The following is a 14,491-nucleotide window of genomic DNA, read 5'->3' on the forward strand; positions in this document are numbered from 1 at the left end:
CGGGGGAGGGCGGTCCGGGCCGCCGCGCTATCCCGGCGCGGTCCGCGCGATCTCCTGCAACTGCCGGCTGATGAGCTGGCCGTTCTCCTGCAGGTCCCGCGCCAGCGCGTCGCGCGCCGCGCGGGAATCGCGCCGTCGCAGCGCATCGAGCAGGGAGACATGCGCGTGCCGGGCGGGGTCCTGGGGCGCCGGGACCACGTAGCAGAGCCGCAGCGTCGGTCCGCACTGCATCCACAGCCCCTCGACGAGGCGGGCGAGGACCGGCAGGGCCGCCGCCTCGATCAGGGCGAAGTGGAAGCGCTCGTTCTCGGCCAGGATGGCCTCGACGTTGCCCGCCGCCTTGGCCCTGGCGACGCGGTCGTGGATCGCGGCCAGCGCGGCGATCTCCTCCGCCGTCGCACGCTCTGCGGCGCGGGCGGCGGCCCGGCCCTCGAGCTCGATGCGGAGGTCGAGGATCTCCGCATAGCGATCGGGGGTGAGCTCCGGGACATGGGCGATGCCCCGCCCGTCCAGGTCCAGCGCGCCCTCGGAGGCGAGGCGCAGCAGCGCCTCCCGCACCGGGGTGGGGCTGACGTCCATCTCGGCCGCGATGGAGCGATGCACGAGGCGCTGGCCCGGCTTCAGGCCGCCGCGCATCAGCGCGCCCCGCAGCGTCCGGTAAACCTTCGTCGCCAGGCTCTCGTCCCGTTCCACCGGCAGGAAGGCCCGGTCGGGGTGTGTCACGCTCATCGCCGCTTCCGGCCCCGGTCCTCACGCATGCCGCATCCTAGTGCAGGCTTCGGCTTGACACGATGACCTCTGTTGTTTGCTATAGCAAATAACCTGAGCTGCTGAGCGGAATGCCCGAGACCGTTGCCGCCCCGGCGCCCAACGCGAGTGTCGCGCTGCGGCTGGCCGAAGCCTTCGCGCGCCATGGCGTGACGCTCACCTTCGGGCAGAGCCTGCCGAGCGCCTTCCACCTCGCGGCGCCGCATGTCGGCATCGCGCAGAAGGTGTACCGGCAGGAGAATGCCGGCGGCGCCATGGCGGACGGCTATGCCCGCATCTCCCACAAGGTCGGGGTGGTGACGGCGCAGAACGGCCCGGCCGCGACCCTTCTCGTGCCGCCGCTGGCCGAGGCGCTGAAGGCCTCGGTGCCGATCGTCGCGCTGGTGCAGGAGGTCACGCGCGACGCGATGGACCGGAATGCCTTCCAGGACCTGGACCACATCCGGATGTTCGAACCGGTGGCGAAGTGGGTCCGGCGGGTGGAGCGCGCGGACCGGCTGGAGGACTATGTCGACATGGCCTTCACCGCGGCGGCCTCCGGCCGGCCCGGCCCGGCCGTGCTGCTGGTCCCGGCGGACCTGCTGACCGAGAACGCGCCGCCGCCCTCGCCACGGCGCGCCAGCCTCGGCACCTATCCGTTGGACCGCGTGACCGCATCGGCGGAGGTGGTGGAGGCGGCGGCGGCGTTGCTGGCCGGCGCGGCGCACCCGCTGGTGGTGGCGGGAGGCGGCGTCCACCTGTCGGACGCGGCCGCGGAGCTGGCGGCGCTGCAACGGGACGCGCACCTGCCGGTGGCCACCACGGTGATGGGCAAGGGGGCGGTGGACGAGACGCACCCGCTGAGCCTCGGCATCATCGGCTACTTCATGGGGCTGGGCAGCCGCACCCACCGGATGCGGCCGATGGTGGACCGGGCCGACGTCGTCCTGCTCATCGGCACGCGCACGAACCAGAACGGCACGGATAGCTGGAAGCTCTTCCCGAAGGGCGCGCGGTTCATCCACCTGGACGCCGATCCGCTGGAGATCGGCCGGAACTACGAGGCGCTGCGCCTGCTGGGCGACGCGAAGCTCACCCTGGCGGCGCTGCGGGACGCGATGCGCCGCCGCGATCTGGCCGCGCGTTCCGCCGCGCGCCCGGCGCTGGAGGCGGAGATCCGCGACGGCGTGGCCCACTGGCGCGAGACGGTGGCGGGCGTGTGCGGCCGCGGCGGCGGGCCGGTGCGGCCGGAGCGGGTCATGGCGGAGCTCGACCGCCGCCTGCGTCCCGACGACATCGCCGTGGCGGATGCGAGCTACTCCTCCATCTGGATCACGAACTACCTGACGTCCCGCCGCGCCGGGCAGCGCTTCCTGACGCCGCGCGGGCTGGCGGGGCTGGGCTGGGGCCTGCCGCTGGCGATCGGCGCGCAGGTCGCGGCGCCCGACCGCCGCGTCGTCTGCCTCGCGGGCGATGGCGGCTTCGGCCATTCCTGGGCGGAGCTGGAGACGATGCGCCGCCTGCGGACGCCGATCACGCTCATCGTGCTGAACAACGGCATCCTCGGCTACCAGAAGCACGCCGAGGACGTGAAGTTCGGCGACCACACCATCGCCTGCGACTTCGAATCCGTGGACCATGCCGGCATCGCGCGGTGCTGCGGCGTCCGGGGTGTGCGGCTGGAGAGCGGGGAGGCGGTGGGGCCGGCCCTGGACGAGGCCTTCGCCTCCGGCGAGCCGACGCTGATCGAGGTCATCACCGACCCGGACGCGAAGCCGCCCATCGGCTTCTACGCCGGCCGTTTCCCCGAGCCGTTCTGAGGCGCCCGCGATGTCCGCCCCGAAGACGGCCGACAGGATCGCGCTGGTGACGGGCGCCGCGCGCGGCCTCGGCGCCGCGATCGCCACGCGGCTGGCCGCGGCGGGGCATCCGGTGGTGCTGGCGGATGTGCTGGAGGGCGTGGAGGACGTCGCCGCCCGGCTGCGCGCGGCCGGCCATGCGGCGCGCGCCATCCGCCTGGACGTAAGCGACGAGGCCGCCGTCGGCGCCCTGCCCGAGGCGCTCGGCGACTGGTGGCCCCGCCTGTCCATCCTGGTCAACAACGCCGGCATCTCGCCCAAGGTGGAGGGCCGCAAGCGCCCGGTGGCGGAGATCCCGCTGGAGGAGTGGAACCGCGTCATGGCGGTGAACCTGACCGGCCCCTTCCTGCTGTCCCGCCTGTGCATCCCGGTGATGCGCGCGCAGGGCTGGGGCCGCATCGTCATGATGACGAGCCAGGCCGCCCATGTGCCGAGCAGCATCACCGGTGCCTATTACGGCACCTCCAAGGCCGGGCTGATGGGCTTTGCCCGCAATCTGGCGGCGGAGCTCGGGCCGGACGGGATCACCGTGAACAGCGTCGCGCCCGGCCGCATCAACAGCGACATGGTCGCCGGCGCCGCGCCGGGGATGAACGAGGCCTTCCTGGCCCGCATCCCGCTCGGCCGCTTCGGCGAGCCGCAGGACGTGGCGGAGGTCGTCGCCTTCCTCGTCTCGGACGCCGCCGGCTACCTCACCGGCACCACCATCGACGTCGGCGGCGGGAGCTACATGCCGTGAGCCCCGCCGCTGCAGGATCAGGAGAGCGCGATGGGTGAGCCCATCTTCTACGTCGTCGAGATCGATCCGCCGGCCGAGGCGCTGCCGGACTTCGCGGCCTGGTACGCCTTCGCCCACGCGCCGCATCTGTTCAACGGGGGCTTCACCAACTGCACCTCCTATGTCGGGGTGTCCGGCACGATGGCGGTGGTGGACATCTACCAGTCCGACGACTGGTCCATGTTCCAGCGGCCGGCCTTCCAGCGCTACATCCCGATCGCCGTGGCCGATCCCTTCCGGCCGGACGCGATCCGGGGGCGGCGCAACAGCCGCACCGTCTATCACCACCACCCCGATACGCCGCTGCCCCTGCGTGACGCCGCTCTGCCGCTGGACACGGACTGGATCATGATCTGGCGGATGGAGGGCGACGCGGCGCTGGAGGCGCGCATCGCCGACTGGCTTCGGGATGGCGGCGCGGAGAGGCTGACCGGCCTCGGCGCCCGCGGCATCCGGCTGCTGCATCGCGGGCCGGACGCGCCGACCGGACCGTCCATTCGTCCGGCACTGGCCGTCGTGACGGAATGGGCGGCGCAGCCGGCGTATCCGGCGGGGCTGCCCGACTGGCTCTCCGCCCTCATCGACCCGGCGCAGGGCTTCATCGGCTGGCGCCTCTATCCCTGGGCGATGGACACCAGGCTGCGCCTGGGCACCGCACCCGCCCGCATCGGAGATGCCGCATGAGCCAGCTCTTCCAGCCCATCACCCTGCGCGGCCTGACGCTGCCGAACCGCATCGTCATCGCCCCGATGTGCGAGTTCAGCGCGGTGAACGGCAACGCGACGGACTGGCACGTCATCCATCTCGGCCACCTCGCCCTGTCGGGGGCCGGGCTCCTGATCATCGAGGCGACGGGGGTCGAGCCGCGCGGGCGGATCAGCCGCGAATGCCTCGGCCTCTACAACGACGAGAACGAGGAGGCGCTGGGCCGCGTGCTGCGCATCGTGCGGAAGTACAGCGCGATGCCCATCGGGCTGCAGCTCGGCCACGCCGGGCGAAAGGCGTCCGTGCTCAACCCCACCGCCGGCCGCCGCTTCGGCCATGCTCCGATCGAGGAGGGCGGCTGGCAGCCGATCGGACCGTCTCCGCTGCCCTGGGCCGAGGGCTGGCCGATCCCGCGCGAGATGACGAAGACCGACATGCAGGAGGTGATCGCCGGCTTCGTGGACGCCACGCGCCGCTGCGCCCGGCTCGGCATCGATCTGATCGAGATCCACGGCGCGCATGGCTATCTTATGAGCAGCTTTCTCTCACCCATCGCGAACCAGCGCACGGACGAGTACGGCGGCAGCCTGGAAAACCGGATGCGCTTCCCGCTGGAGATCTACGACGCGGTGCGCGCGGCCTGGCCGGAGGACCGGCCGCTGGGTGTCCGCTTCAACGGCACGGACTGGGACGAGCGCGGCATCAACACGGAGGAGGCGGTCGCCTTCGGGAAAGAGCTGGCGCGCCGCGGCTGCGACTATGCCGACATGTCGAGCGGCGGCAACGGCTTCGCCACCATCCCCAACGCGCCTGGCTACCAGGTGCCCTTCGCGACGGCGGTGAAGGAGGGCACGGGCATGGCGACCATGGCCGTCGGCCTGATCCGGGAGGCGACGCATGCCGAATCCATCGTCGCCTCCGGCCATGCGGACATGGTGGCGATCGGGCGCGGCATCCTGAACGACCCGCGCTGGCCCTGGCACGCGGCGGAGGAGCTGGGCGTGCAGATCGAGGTGCCGCGGCCCTATGTCCGCGCCGCCAGCCGCAAGACGGTCGTCAACTCCTATGCCCGCTGAGCGTCGCTGATGCCCGAGCCGAAGCGCTGGCACATCGACCTGCCCGGCACGCGGGTGGACGAGTTCCCCTGGCGCATCCACGCGCTGGAATTCGGCCGGGGAGGGTCCGCGACCGCCATCCTGGCGGGCATCATCGGCGACAAGCCGCTGGGCGTGCTGGCGATGCACGCGCTGGCGGCACGGCTGGCGACGCTGCCGGTGAAGGGCAAGGTGCTGATCCTGCCGATGGTCAATCCCTTCGGTTTCCAGGGCGGGACGCGGCACAATCCCGACCTCGTCGAGCTGAACCGGCGCTTCCCGGGCTCGCCGAGCGGTTCCGTCTCGGACCAGTTGGCCCACGCGCTGTTCCATGCGCTGAAGGAGCGGGTGGACTGCGTGATCGACGTGCATTCCGGCACGCCGGTGCGCGCCACCGAGTTTGCCTATGACTACGGCAACCTTGAGCTGACCGCCTCCTTCGGCTACATCCCCGTCATGGTCGGCCGCCACACGCCCGGCCAGCTCTGCACCGAGGCGAAGCGGGTGGGGATGCAGTCCGCCCTGATCGAGTTCGGCGGTGCCGACCGCAGCGACATGACGATGGCGGTCGAGGGCTGCCTGAACATGCTGCGCTTCCGCGGCCATCTGGACGATGCCCCGACGGGGCCGGACCGCGTGGATATCCTGGACCAGGTGAAGCTCTTCTTCGCCTCTCGTGACGGCGCCCTGTGCAGCGACTTCGGCGCGGAGAGGGTGGGCAAGCCGGTCGGGCCGGGCGTGATCGGCTGGGTCAGCAGCCTGACCACCGGGGAGCGGCTGGAGGAGTTCGTGGTGGACCCGATCGGGGTGGAGACCGGCACCGGGCCGGGCTTCGACCGCTGGGGCCCCGCCGTCATGAAGCCCTTCGTGCCGAAGGCGCCGCCGATCCTGATGGTGGGACAGGCCGTGCCCGCGATGGTGCGGCCGGGCACGCTGACCTACATGGCCGGCTGGGTCGGCCAGACGATCGCAACGCCGCGCCGCTGAGGCGCGAGAGGAGGCCCAGATGACCCGCAAGACCCTGCTGGCAGCATTCGCCCTCGCGGCATCGCTCGCGGCCCCTGCCGGCGCGCAGAGCGTGTTGCGCTACGCCCCGAGTTCCGATCTCGCCACGCTGGACGCGATGATCACGACGGCCACCACCGTCGGCCAGCACGGCAGCATGGTCTACGACACGCTCTACTCCCTGGACGAGAACCGGGAGCCGCGGCCGCAGATGGTGGGGCGGGAGGAGGTCTCCCCCGACGGCCTCACCTACCGCATGACGCTGCGGCCGAACCTTCGCTTCCACGACGGGCAGCCCGTGACGTCGGAGGACGTGGTGGCCTCCCTGAACCGGTGGATGGTGCGGGACACGCTCGGGCAGCTCATCAAGGCCAACCTCGTCTCCCTGACGGCGGAGGGCGGGGACACGGTGGTCTTCGTGCTCAGCCGGCCCTTTCCCTTCCTGCGCCTCGCGCTCGGCTCCATCGCCGGATCGCAGCCGATCATCTATCGGCGGCAGGACGCGGCGCAGGACCCGTTCCGTCCCATCACCACCGCGGTCGGCTCCGGCCCGTTCCGCTTCATCCCCAGCCGCTACATCCTCGGCGTCGGTGCGGCCTGGGAGCGCAACCCGGACTACGTGCCGCGGGACGAGCCGGTCAGCGGCCTCGCCGGCGGCAAGCGGGCGCTGGTGGACCGGGTGGAGCTGCACTTCATCCCCGACGCGGCCACGCGCGGCAACGCGCTGCGCCGCGGCGAGATCGACCTGATCGACCAGCTTCCCGCCGACATGATCCCGCTGCTGCAGCGGGACCGGAACGTCGTGGTCACGCGGATCTCGTCGCTGGCCTCGATCTCCTACCTCCGGCCGAACTTCCTGTTTCCGCCCTTCAACGACGTGCGCGCGCGGCAGGCGCTCGCGCTGGCCGTCAGCCAACCGGACTTCATGGCGGCGGGCTACGGCACGCAGGAATGGTGGCAGCCGGCCTGCTTCTCTTTCTTCGGCTGCGATACCCCGAACGGGGTGCAGGTGGGGTCCGAGCCCTATCGCCAGCAGAATCTGGAGCGGGCCCGCACCCTGCTGCGGGAGTCCGGCTACAACGGGGAGCGGATCGTGCTGATCGGCACCTCGGAGCTGCCGGCGCAGCAGGCTCTGGCGGAGGTGGCGGCCGACGCGCTGCGCCGCATCGGCGCGAATGTGGACCTGCAGCTCATGGACTTCGCCTCGGTGCAGGCGCGCCGGCTGTCCAAGGCGAATCCGAATGCCGGCGGCTGGCACCTGACGCCCTCCGCGCTGTCGGGCACGGGCATGTGGACGCCGCTGCTGAACGTGACGATCAACACGAATTGCGAGCAGCGGAACTACCTCGGCTGGCCCTGCAACGAGAACATCGAGCGGCTGCGCGCCGCCTATGCGGCGGAGCCCGACGCGGCGCGGCGGGCCGCCATCCTGGAGGAGATGTCGCGCGCGCTCTGGGAGTTCCTGCCGGTCATCCTGACGGGCAACTACTACTCGCCCTTCGCCTGGCGCCGGGAGGTCAGCGGCGTGATCCGCACGGCGCCGCTCGTCTTCTGGAATATCGAGAAGCGCTGATAGGCGCTTCCGCGTCTCCGACGGGCCGATCACTCGCGCCCGGTGGGGAGTGGGCTGCCGTTCGCGCCCGCTGTCAGGGACGCCTGAGCAGGAACGCCAGGCCGTCCCAGAGGGTGAAGGGCGAGGCGCCATTCACCGCCAGCTCCCACCCGCCCGCCGCAGCCCAGCGCGCCGCGTCGGCCCGGTCGAGCGCCGCGTCCCCGCGATAGGACAGGTTGAGGATCGCGAGCGCGCCGCCGTGACGGAGAAGGCGCGCCGCGTCGTCCAGGTGCCGCGCGAGGACCGGCCCGCCGGCCTGGACGAGGTAGGGAAAGCTGTCCACGGCCAGGAGGAGGTCGAAGCCGCCCGCCACGCCGGCGAGGTCGAGGCCCGAGGTCGTCTCGAAGCGAAGGCCGGAGGTGCCTCCGTGCCGGCGCCGCGCCTCCTCGACCATGCGCGGGGAGACGTCGAGACCGAGGACGGAGCGGCAGCGCGGTGCCAGGGCGGCCGCGATCCGGCCGATGCCGCAGCCGAGGTCCAGCACGTCGCGATCCGGTCCGATCAGCCCCTGCTGATCCAGCCAGGCGACGATCTCCCCGGTCCCGGCCGCGAGGATCGCCGGATCGCCGAGGGAATAGGCCGCGACACTGGCCTCCGGCGCATGGGAGACGGCCCGGTCGAACAGGGCGGCGATGGCGGCGACCGCCGCCTCCGGCACCGAACCGGTGGGATCGTGGGAGACCTCGGCCTCTCGGATCATGGCAGCGACGGTGCCGAGTTCCGTGCGCCGCGCCGAGACCAGCGCGTCCAGGCGCTGCCAGCGCGGATCCCCCGGGTCGCGGCGGGCGGCGACCTGCGCGGCCGCCTCGTCGGGCGCGGCACCGGTCAGAAGCAGCCGCGCCAGCGCGACCTCCGGGGAGATGCGGCCGGCGAGGCAGAGGTGGATGGGGTCCTCCGCCCCGCTCATGGCGGGATCAGGCGCCGGCCGGCGTTCCGGCGGTCCACGCCGCCCCAGGCGTACTTGTACGGCTCGCCGCCGCGCAGGAAGTGCAGCTCCCGCCGGCCCTCCGCCATCGCGCTCTCCACCACATGGCCGAGCAGGAGGGTGCCCGGGCTCTCGAAGCTCCGCGCCTCGTCGAAGCCGCTGAGGTAGAAGAGCAGGCGGTCCGGCCCGGCCGCGAGCACGTGGTAGACGGCGGCGATCGCGCCGCCGATCCGCAGCGCATAGAGGCGCAGGGCGCCGGCCGCGAAGAGATCGGGCAGCGCGGCGCGGTGGAAGGCGCGCACATCCGGGTTGCCGAGGACGCCGCCCTCCTCCCCGCGCCGCGTCCAGCGCGCACCGTGCATGGCGACCAGCGCGTCCCAGAAGGGCAGCACCTCATCGGCGCCGGCAACCTGGGCGCTCCAGCCGCCGGCGCGGTCGGCGCGGTGACGCGACATGCGGAGCTTGCGGAGCGTGCCGGCGGGGACGGGGCCGCGTAGCGCGTCAGGGTCCTCGGGCAGGACGAGGACGGGGCAGGGGCCGGCATCCCAGCCCTCCTCCCGCCAGCCCGGCAGGGCCGGAGCCGCCCGCAGCGCGGCGTGCGGCGGTAGGTCGGGAAGGTCGCAGCTCGTCACGCCGTCGTCGGCCGCGGTGTCCAGGACCGCCGCCAGAAGGGCCGAGGCTGCCCCGGCCGGGGCGGCGGGATCGAGCAGCGCGTCGAGGTAATCCGTGATGCCCACGCCCATCGGCAGCAGCTTCCGCTCCGCGCCTTCCTCCAGCAGGTAGAGGGGCAGCAGGCCGAGCAGCGCCGCATCGTCCCCCCGCAGCACGGCGACGCGGGGCCGGGCGGTGCCGAAGCTGTCCCACCAGGGCAGGACCCAGGCCGGCGACTGGAAGGGCGTGGTCGTCCCCGCCGCATCCGCCCGGTGCCAGAGCGCCTCCCACTCCGCGCGCAGCGCGCGGAAGGGGGCGTCGGACGTGATCAGATCAGTTCGCATGAGAACGGATGCCGGGAGGCGCCGCCTCCCGGACCCTCCGCCGGGGGGCGAACGCGCCCCCCGGACCCCGCGATCTCGTTTGACGCGGGTCCAGGGGGCGCGTTCGCCCCCTGGTGGATGGGGTCCGGGGAAGGCGACGCCTTCCCCGGGGCCAATGGCACCCATGCCGGCCAGCAGAAGGGCAGCCCGGTCTCAAGCCGCCAGCCGCCGATAGAGGGCCAGGTAATCCGCGACCATGCGGTCGGGACCGAAGCGCTCCCGCGCCGCCTGCCGGATGACCTCCGGATCGAGCGCGTCCACCTCCGCGATCGCCTGCGCCATCCCGGCCACGTCCGGGACAATGAAGCCGGTGCGGCCGTGCTCCACCACCTCCGGCAGCGCGCCCGACGCGAAGGCGATGACCGGCGTGCCGCAGGCGGCGGCCTCCATGGCGACGAGGGAGCTTGTCTCCGGCGCGGTGCTGGCGACCAGCACGCAGCGGGCCGCCCCCAGCAGCCGGCGCTTGCGCGCGAAGCCCACCGGCCCGAGGAAGCGCCGGTGCCGGTCCAGGCGCGGCCGGATCGCCTCGTTGAAGAAGCGCTGATGCGCCTCGTAGGGGAAGACCTCGCCGCCGACCAGCAGGGTCGCGCCGGCGGCGTGCGCCGCGTCCAGGGCGTGGTGCTGGCCCTTCTCCTCGCAGATGCGGCCGAGCGTCAGGGCGAAGCCGCGGCGGGCGTGGCGCGTGGCGGACAGGGCCCCCACTGGCACGCCGTTCAGCACGGGCGGCAGCAGCGGCGACGCCTGCCCCTCCAGCAGAGCGTGCTGCGAGGCGGAGACGCCGTGCAGCCAGGTGTCGGGCCGCTCGGGCCGCAGCGCCTGGGGCGGGTACCAGGAGGGCGGCAGGTGCAGCGTGGCCAGCACGGGCGGCCCCCGCGGCGGGTCCCACGGGGGAAGATAGGCGTGGAAGTCGATGCCGTGGAGGTGGACCACATCCACGCGGTCCGCCCGCAGCGCCGCGGCGATGGTGCGCGCCGCCGCCTCCTGCGCGCGCCGCTGGGCCGCTTCATCCAGCACGCCCGCCGGACGCGGCGTGGGCCGCAACTCCCCCGCCACCGCCGATCCGTCCTGCGCGACCACAATCGAGCGGTGCCCGGCCGCGTGCAGGGCGCGGTCGAGCGCCGAGAGCACCTGTTCCGCGCCGCCCACCGCGTCCTGCCCGACGGGCGCGAGCGGGTAGGCGGCCGAGAGGATCGTGAGCGGCCGTCCCGTCACGCCGGGAGGTCCAGCGTCCGCCGTGCCTCTGCCGCGAGGTGCCGCCAGCGTGCACCGTCCATCCCCCAGGGATAGCGCTCGTAGAGAAGCGTTCCCTCGTGCGGCGGGGCGGTGAAGTCGTGCGCCGGTCCGGGGCGGAAGAATTCCTCCCCGACCGGGAACTGCGCGAGCGTCGCGGCCTGGGTGGCGAAGGCGGCGAGCATGGCGCGCTTGCGCGCCACCTCCTCGGGCGTGAGCGCCAGCACCGTGGCGGCGGGTCCGCCGGGCAGGAAGCGGCCGATCGTCCAGCCTTCCGGCGCGGCGTGGTAGAAGGGCATCTCGATGAGAGCGGGCGCCTCGCCCATGCGCGCCAGGAGCGTGGCCGCGGCGCGCGCGAGGAAGGCGACGGCATCGTGGTCGGGGTGCCCGCCCTCATAGGCGTGGGTCAGCACGGCCTGGGCACCGTGATCCCGCAGCCGGGCCGCGAGCGACCGGGCCAGTCCCGCCATGTCCAGCGAGGCGCCCTGGTCGGGCGCGCCGAGCGTCGCGCGCTCGGCCCTCGCGCCGCCGATCGAGAGCGCCGCGTCCAGCTCCCGCTGCCGAGCCGCCGCGTAGTCGGAGGCCGTGTCGAACCCCGCCGCCCGCGCGTCGGACAGGTTCTGCGGTGCGCCATCCGTCACCTGCACCAGCAGCAGGCGACGGAACAGCGGCAGCACGGCGCCGGCGCCGAGGGTCTCGTCATCCGGATGGGCTACGACGATGGCGACGGGCTGCTCCACGGCCTGGCGCCGGGACAGCCGCGCCAGCAGCGCCTCGGCCGTCAGGCGGCCGGGGGCGTCAGGCGCGGGAATCGTCCCACGGCGCGACGCCGCCGCCCTCCGCGTCGTCCACGCCGCGCGCGGGATAGACGGCACCGTAGAAGCGCTGGTTGCGATCCGCCCGCCGGCAGAGGAAGACCTCCGGCTCCGGCTCCGCCTCGATGGTGAAGCCGGCGGAGCGGAGCATCGCGGCCGAGGCGGCCCGGTTCGGCGCCCACCAGTTGGTGAAGTCGTCGGAATAGGCGTGCTCGATGAAGTGCAGCTTCGGCCAGCCGGGATCGTCGAAGACCGCCGTCTCGCTGAACGGGTAGTTCGGCGAGACGGGCGCGATACGCTCGCTGCCGCGCTGCAGCGACTGGAAGAGCAGGAGATCGCCGGCGACGTGCTCATAGATCAGGTCGAGCGCCAGCAAGGGGTGCCGGAGGTGATAGAGCACGCCCATGAAGATCACGAGGTCGAAGCGCTCGCCCAGCCGCGCCACGTCATAGACGGAGAGCTTGCGGAACTCGATGTCGAGGCCTTCCACCTCTGCGGCGAAGCGCGCCTGGGCGAGGTAGTCGTCGTCGAAATCCACGCCCAGCACGCGGTCGGCGCCGCGCCGCTTCATCTCCAGCGAGTAGAAGCCGCCGTTGCAGCCGATGTCGAGCACCGTGCGGCCCGTCAGGTCGGCCGGCAGCACGCCCGCGAAGTTGCGGAACTTCATCGCGGGGTAGTCGCCGAGAAAGTGGTCCGGCGCCGTGCGCACGCCGCGCAGGTCCAGGTTGTGGAACCACGGCCCCAGCTCGGCCGCGCGGGCGGCGATCCGCTCGGGCGTCCAGTCCGTCTCCCGGCTCAAGCCTTCTCTCCGGACATGCTCGGCTCCATCATCACGGGGGCATCCAGCAGCCGCGCCGCGTCCCGGTAGCCGTTCAGCGTGCCGGTGTCCACGTAGCTGCGGCCCGCGCGCACGCCGAAGGCCGCGCCGCCGCGCGCGATCCAGGCGTTGACGAGCGTGCCGATATACTCGTCCTGCCGCCCGCGCTCCTCCCAGAGCGCGTGCAGCGCGTGGAGCGTCGCGCCGGGCATCTTGAAGGCGCCCCAGATCCAGTTCGTCGCGGCGTCCGGGCGCTTGACCTGCACCTCGCGCACGCGGCCCTCCGCGTCGGTGTCCACCGCGTCGAAGAGCTCCGGCCGGTCCACGGGGAAGAGCAGGAAGCTCAGCCGGCCATCGGGCAGGGCGCGCAGCGCGTCGGCGGGAAACCAGATCGTGTCGGGCAGGCCGACGAGAACGCCTTCCTCCGGCCGCACGAAGGGCACGGCGCGGAAGATGGCGTCGCAGAGCCCGGCCGCGTGCTCCTGCACGGCATAGGCGATGCGCGCCGTGCCGTAATGCCCGCCGTAGTAGCGCAGGATGTCCGACTTCAGCGGCGAGATGACGATGAGGAGCCGGTCCGCGCCGCCGAGCACCATGCGTTCCAGCAAGTGCTCGCTGATGGCGCGGGGACGTTCGACCCCGCTCTCGTCCACGCGGCTGCCCACCGGCAGCAGCTCCTTCGAGAAGGCGAGCGGCTGGATGCGGGTGCCCTGCCCCGCGGCCGGGACGATCCCCCAGAGACGGCTCATGCTCCCTCCTGCCCGGCGGGCACGAGGCTCGCCGCCTCGATCGCCGCGACCATCTCGCGCGCGCGGCGCTCGGCCGTGTGGTCCGCGAGGCAGCGCTCCCGCGCCCGTCGTGCCAGCAGGGCGAGTTCCTCATCCGGCAGGTCGATCGCGGCCAGCGCCTCCTCGGTCGTGTCGGCAAGGAGGATCTCGCGCCCGGGCTCGAAGAAGGCGTCCAACCCCTCCCACCGGTCGGAGAGGATGGGCACGCCGCAGGCCGCGGCCTCGAAGAGTCGTCCCGAGGGGCACCAGCCCGAGCGCGCCATCGCCTCCCGCGTGATGTTCAGCGTCAGCCGGGCGGAGGCGTAGAAGCCCGGATGCTCCGCCGGCGGCAGGTGGCGCAGGAACCAGATGTTCGGGACCCAGGGGAAGTCGGCCGGGTACTGCGCCCCGCCGATCAGGAAGCGGCTCTCCGGGCGTTGGCGGGCCGGCTCCAGGAAGAGTCGTTCCAGCGCCGCCTGGCGGTCCGCGGCATAGGTGCCGAGGTAGGACAGCGCCGCCCGGTCGTGCGGCGTGGGGGCCGGGCTGTGGATGCTGGGATCGGCGGAGCCGTAGAGCGGCGCCACGCGGCGCGCGCCGAGCTGCCGGCGCAGGGCGTCGAGCGCGTCGCCGCCCGTGTAGGACAGCACGAGGTCGAAGCCGCCGAGACCCTCGGGGCCGACATAGGGCACGGGTTCCCCGGCCGCGAGCCGCGCGAGCGTGACGGGCGTGTCCAGGTCGTAGAAGACGCGGAGCGCCGGCCCGTCCATGAGCAGCGCCGTCGCCGGGAGCGCGTCAGGACAGTAGGAGGTGACCATCCCGGCATCGGCCTCGGCCAGCGCGCGGCGGGCGCGCGGCGCCACCTCCGACCAGTCGCGGTACAGGATCAGCTCGCCGCCCTCGGGCAGCGCGTGCAGGTCGCGATTCTCCGCGTAGTAGGGAACATCCCGCTCGAAGAAGAGCACGCGATGACCGTCCGCGACGAGGGCGGAGATCAGCGCGCGCCACAGCGCCGCATGCCCGTTTCCCCATGAGGAGGAAACGGACAGGCCGAAGATCACAAGCCTCATGCCGTCGGTCGTCCCAGAATGCTTCCGGTGGGCACG

General features: G+C 73.0%; 14 protein-coding genes. 6 read left to right on the plus strand and 8 right to left on the minus strand.

The genetic code is table 11. The annotated features are described in order from the left end of the window. Nucleotides 1–27 precede the first annotated feature (27 nt). Nucleotides 28–729, minus strand: coding sequence for a GntR family transcriptional regulator (locus ACP6CK_RS20015; protein ID WP_426955067.1), 702 nt, complete (start codon nucleotides 727–729; stop codon nucleotides 28–30). Nucleotides 730–839: 110 nt separating this feature from the next. On the opposite strand from ACP6CK_RS20015, the gene ACP6CK_RS20020 reads away from it, so the two are divergent. The 6 genes from ACP6CK_RS20020 to ACP6CK_RS20045 are packed head-to-tail and all read left to right on the plus strand — an operon-like array spanning nucleotide 840 to nucleotide 7,761. Continuing rightward, on the plus strand, nucleotides 840–2,567 hold the full coding sequence (locus tag ACP6CK_RS20020; protein ID WP_426955068.1) for an acetolactate synthase catalytic subunit: 1,728 nt from the start codon (nucleotides 840–842) through the stop codon (nucleotides 2,565–2,567). Nucleotides 2,568–2,577: 10 nt separating this feature from the next. Further along, a complete protein-coding gene (locus ACP6CK_RS20025) occupies nucleotides 2,578–3,345 on the plus strand; it encodes an SDR family NAD(P)-dependent oxidoreductase (RefSeq protein ID WP_426955069.1) in 768 nt (255 codons plus the stop codon). Nucleotides 3,346–3,375: 30 nt separating this feature from the next. Next, entirely contained in the window at nucleotides 3,376–4,068 is a 693-nt protein-coding gene (locus ACP6CK_RS20030; RefSeq protein WP_426955070.1) for a hypothetical protein, read from the plus strand. Continuing rightward, the gene (locus tag ACP6CK_RS20035; protein WP_426955071.1) at nucleotides 4,065–5,165 is read left to right on the plus strand and encodes an NADH:flavin oxidoreductase/NADH oxidase; all 1,101 of its coding nucleotides are present in this window, start codon (nucleotides 4,065–4,067) and stop codon (nucleotides 5,163–5,165) included. Before ACP6CK_RS20030 ends, ACP6CK_RS20035 begins: the two co-directional genes overlap by 4 nt. A gap of 9 nt (nucleotides 5,166–5,174) precedes the next feature. Further along, nucleotides 5,175–6,170, plus strand: a complete 996-nt coding sequence (locus ACP6CK_RS20040) for a succinylglutamate desuccinylase/aspartoacylase family protein (protein WP_426955072.1) — start codon at nucleotides 5,175–5,177, stop codon at nucleotides 6,168–6,170. A 19-nt stretch (nucleotides 6,171–6,189) separates the two neighbouring features. Further along, complete coding sequence (locus tag ACP6CK_RS20045) at nucleotides 6,190–7,761, plus strand: ABC transporter substrate-binding protein (protein ID WP_426955073.1); 1,572 nt, start codon at nucleotides 6,190–6,192, stop codon at nucleotides 7,759–7,761. A 73-nt stretch (nucleotides 7,762–7,834) separates the two neighbouring features. Here the strand turns inward: ACP6CK_RS20045 and ACP6CK_RS20050 are convergent, their stop codons facing one another. The 7 genes from ACP6CK_RS20050 to ACP6CK_RS20080 all read right to left on the minus strand — a co-directional run bounded on the left by ACP6CK_RS20050 (nucleotide 7,835) and on the right by ACP6CK_RS20080 (nucleotide 14,455). Beyond that, the gene (locus tag ACP6CK_RS20050; protein ID WP_426955074.1) at nucleotides 7,835–8,707 is read right to left on the minus strand and encodes a class I SAM-dependent DNA methyltransferase; all 873 of its coding nucleotides are present in this window, start codon (nucleotides 8,705–8,707) and stop codon (nucleotides 7,835–7,837) included. Continuing rightward, the gene (locus tag ACP6CK_RS20055) at nucleotides 8,704–9,720 is read right to left on the minus strand and encodes a GNAT family N-acetyltransferase (protein ID WP_426955075.1); all 1,017 of its coding nucleotides are present in this window, start codon (nucleotides 9,718–9,720) and stop codon (nucleotides 8,704–8,706) included. Before ACP6CK_RS20055 ends, ACP6CK_RS20050 begins: the two co-directional genes overlap by 4 nt. A 192-nt stretch (nucleotides 9,721–9,912) precedes the next feature. Next, complete coding sequence (locus ACP6CK_RS20060) at nucleotides 9,913–10,971, minus strand: glycosyltransferase (protein ID WP_426955076.1); 1,059 nt, start codon at nucleotides 10,969–10,971, stop codon at nucleotides 9,913–9,915. Beyond that, on the minus strand, nucleotides 10,968–11,864 hold the full coding sequence (locus ACP6CK_RS20065) for a PIG-L deacetylase family protein (protein ID WP_426955077.1): 897 nt from the start codon (nucleotides 11,862–11,864) through the stop codon (nucleotides 10,968–10,970). The genes ACP6CK_RS20060 and ACP6CK_RS20065 overlap by 4 nt, the downstream gene beginning before the upstream one ends. Next, nucleotides 11,788–12,603 carry a TIGR04290 family methyltransferase gene (locus ACP6CK_RS20070; RefSeq protein ID WP_426955078.1) on the minus strand — a complete coding sequence of 272 codons (816 nt, stop codon included), beginning with the start codon at nucleotides 12,601–12,603 and terminating at the stop codon, nucleotides 11,788–11,790. The genes ACP6CK_RS20065 and ACP6CK_RS20070 overlap by 77 nt, the downstream gene beginning before the upstream one ends. Further along, a complete protein-coding gene (locus ACP6CK_RS20075) occupies nucleotides 12,600–13,370 on the minus strand; it encodes a sugar phosphate nucleotidyltransferase (protein WP_426955079.1) in 771 nt (256 codons plus the stop codon). Before ACP6CK_RS20075 ends, ACP6CK_RS20070 begins: the two co-directional genes overlap by 4 nt. Further along, nucleotides 13,367–14,455 carry a CgeB family protein gene (locus ACP6CK_RS20080; protein WP_426955080.1) on the minus strand — a complete coding sequence of 363 codons (1,089 nt, stop codon included), beginning with the start codon at nucleotides 14,453–14,455 and terminating at the stop codon, nucleotides 13,367–13,369. Before ACP6CK_RS20080 ends, ACP6CK_RS20075 begins: the two co-directional genes overlap by 4 nt. Between the last annotated feature and the right edge of the window lie 36 nt (nucleotides 14,456–14,491).

Origin of the sequence: Muricoccus radiodurans, from assembly GCF_050154705.1 — a bacterium.
Classification (GTDB): domain Bacteria; phylum Pseudomonadota; class Alphaproteobacteria; order Acetobacterales; family Acetobacteraceae; genus Roseomonas; species Roseomonas radiodurans.

Bases quoted from the DNA above. Each gene is read 5' to 3' on its own strand.
- ACP6CK_RS20040 (WP_426955072.1), top strand. From the start codon at position 5,175: ATGCCCGAGCCGAAGCGCTGGCACATCGACCTGCCCGGCACGCGGGTG.
- ACP6CK_RS20080 (WP_426955080.1), bottom strand. From the start codon at position 14,455: ATGAGGCTTGTGATCTTCGGCCTGTCCGTTTCCTCCTCATGGGGAAAC.
- ACP6CK_RS20015 (WP_426955067.1), bottom strand. From the start codon at position 729: ATGAGCGTGACACACCCCGACCGGGCCTTCCTGCCGGTGGAACGGGAC.
- ACP6CK_RS20045 (WP_426955073.1), top strand. From the start codon at position 6,190: ATGACCCGCAAGACCCTGCTGGCAGCATTCGCCCTCGCGGCATCGCTC.
- ACP6CK_RS20075 (WP_426955079.1), bottom strand. From the start codon at position 13,370: ATGAGCCGTCTCTGGGGGATCGTCCCGGCCGCGGGGCAGGGCACCCGC.
- ACP6CK_RS20050 (WP_426955074.1), bottom strand. From the start codon at position 8,707: ATGAGCGGGGCGGAGGACCCCATCCACCTCTGCCTCGCCGGCCGCATC.
- ACP6CK_RS20025 (WP_426955069.1), top strand. From the start codon at position 2,578: ATGTCCGCCCCGAAGACGGCCGACAGGATCGCGCTGGTGACGGGCGCC.
- ACP6CK_RS20030 (WP_426955070.1), top strand. From the start codon at position 3,376: ATGGGTGAGCCCATCTTCTACGTCGTCGAGATCGATCCGCCGGCCGAG.
- ACP6CK_RS20035 (WP_426955071.1), top strand. From the start codon at position 4,065: ATGAGCCAGCTCTTCCAGCCCATCACCCTGCGCGGCCTGACGCTGCCG.
- ACP6CK_RS20055 (WP_426955075.1), bottom strand. From the start codon at position 9,720: ATGCGAACTGATCTGATCACGTCCGACGCCCCCTTCCGCGCGCTGCGC.
- ACP6CK_RS20020 (WP_426955068.1), top strand. From the start codon at position 840: ATGCCCGAGACCGTTGCCGCCCCGGCGCCCAACGCGAGTGTCGCGCTG.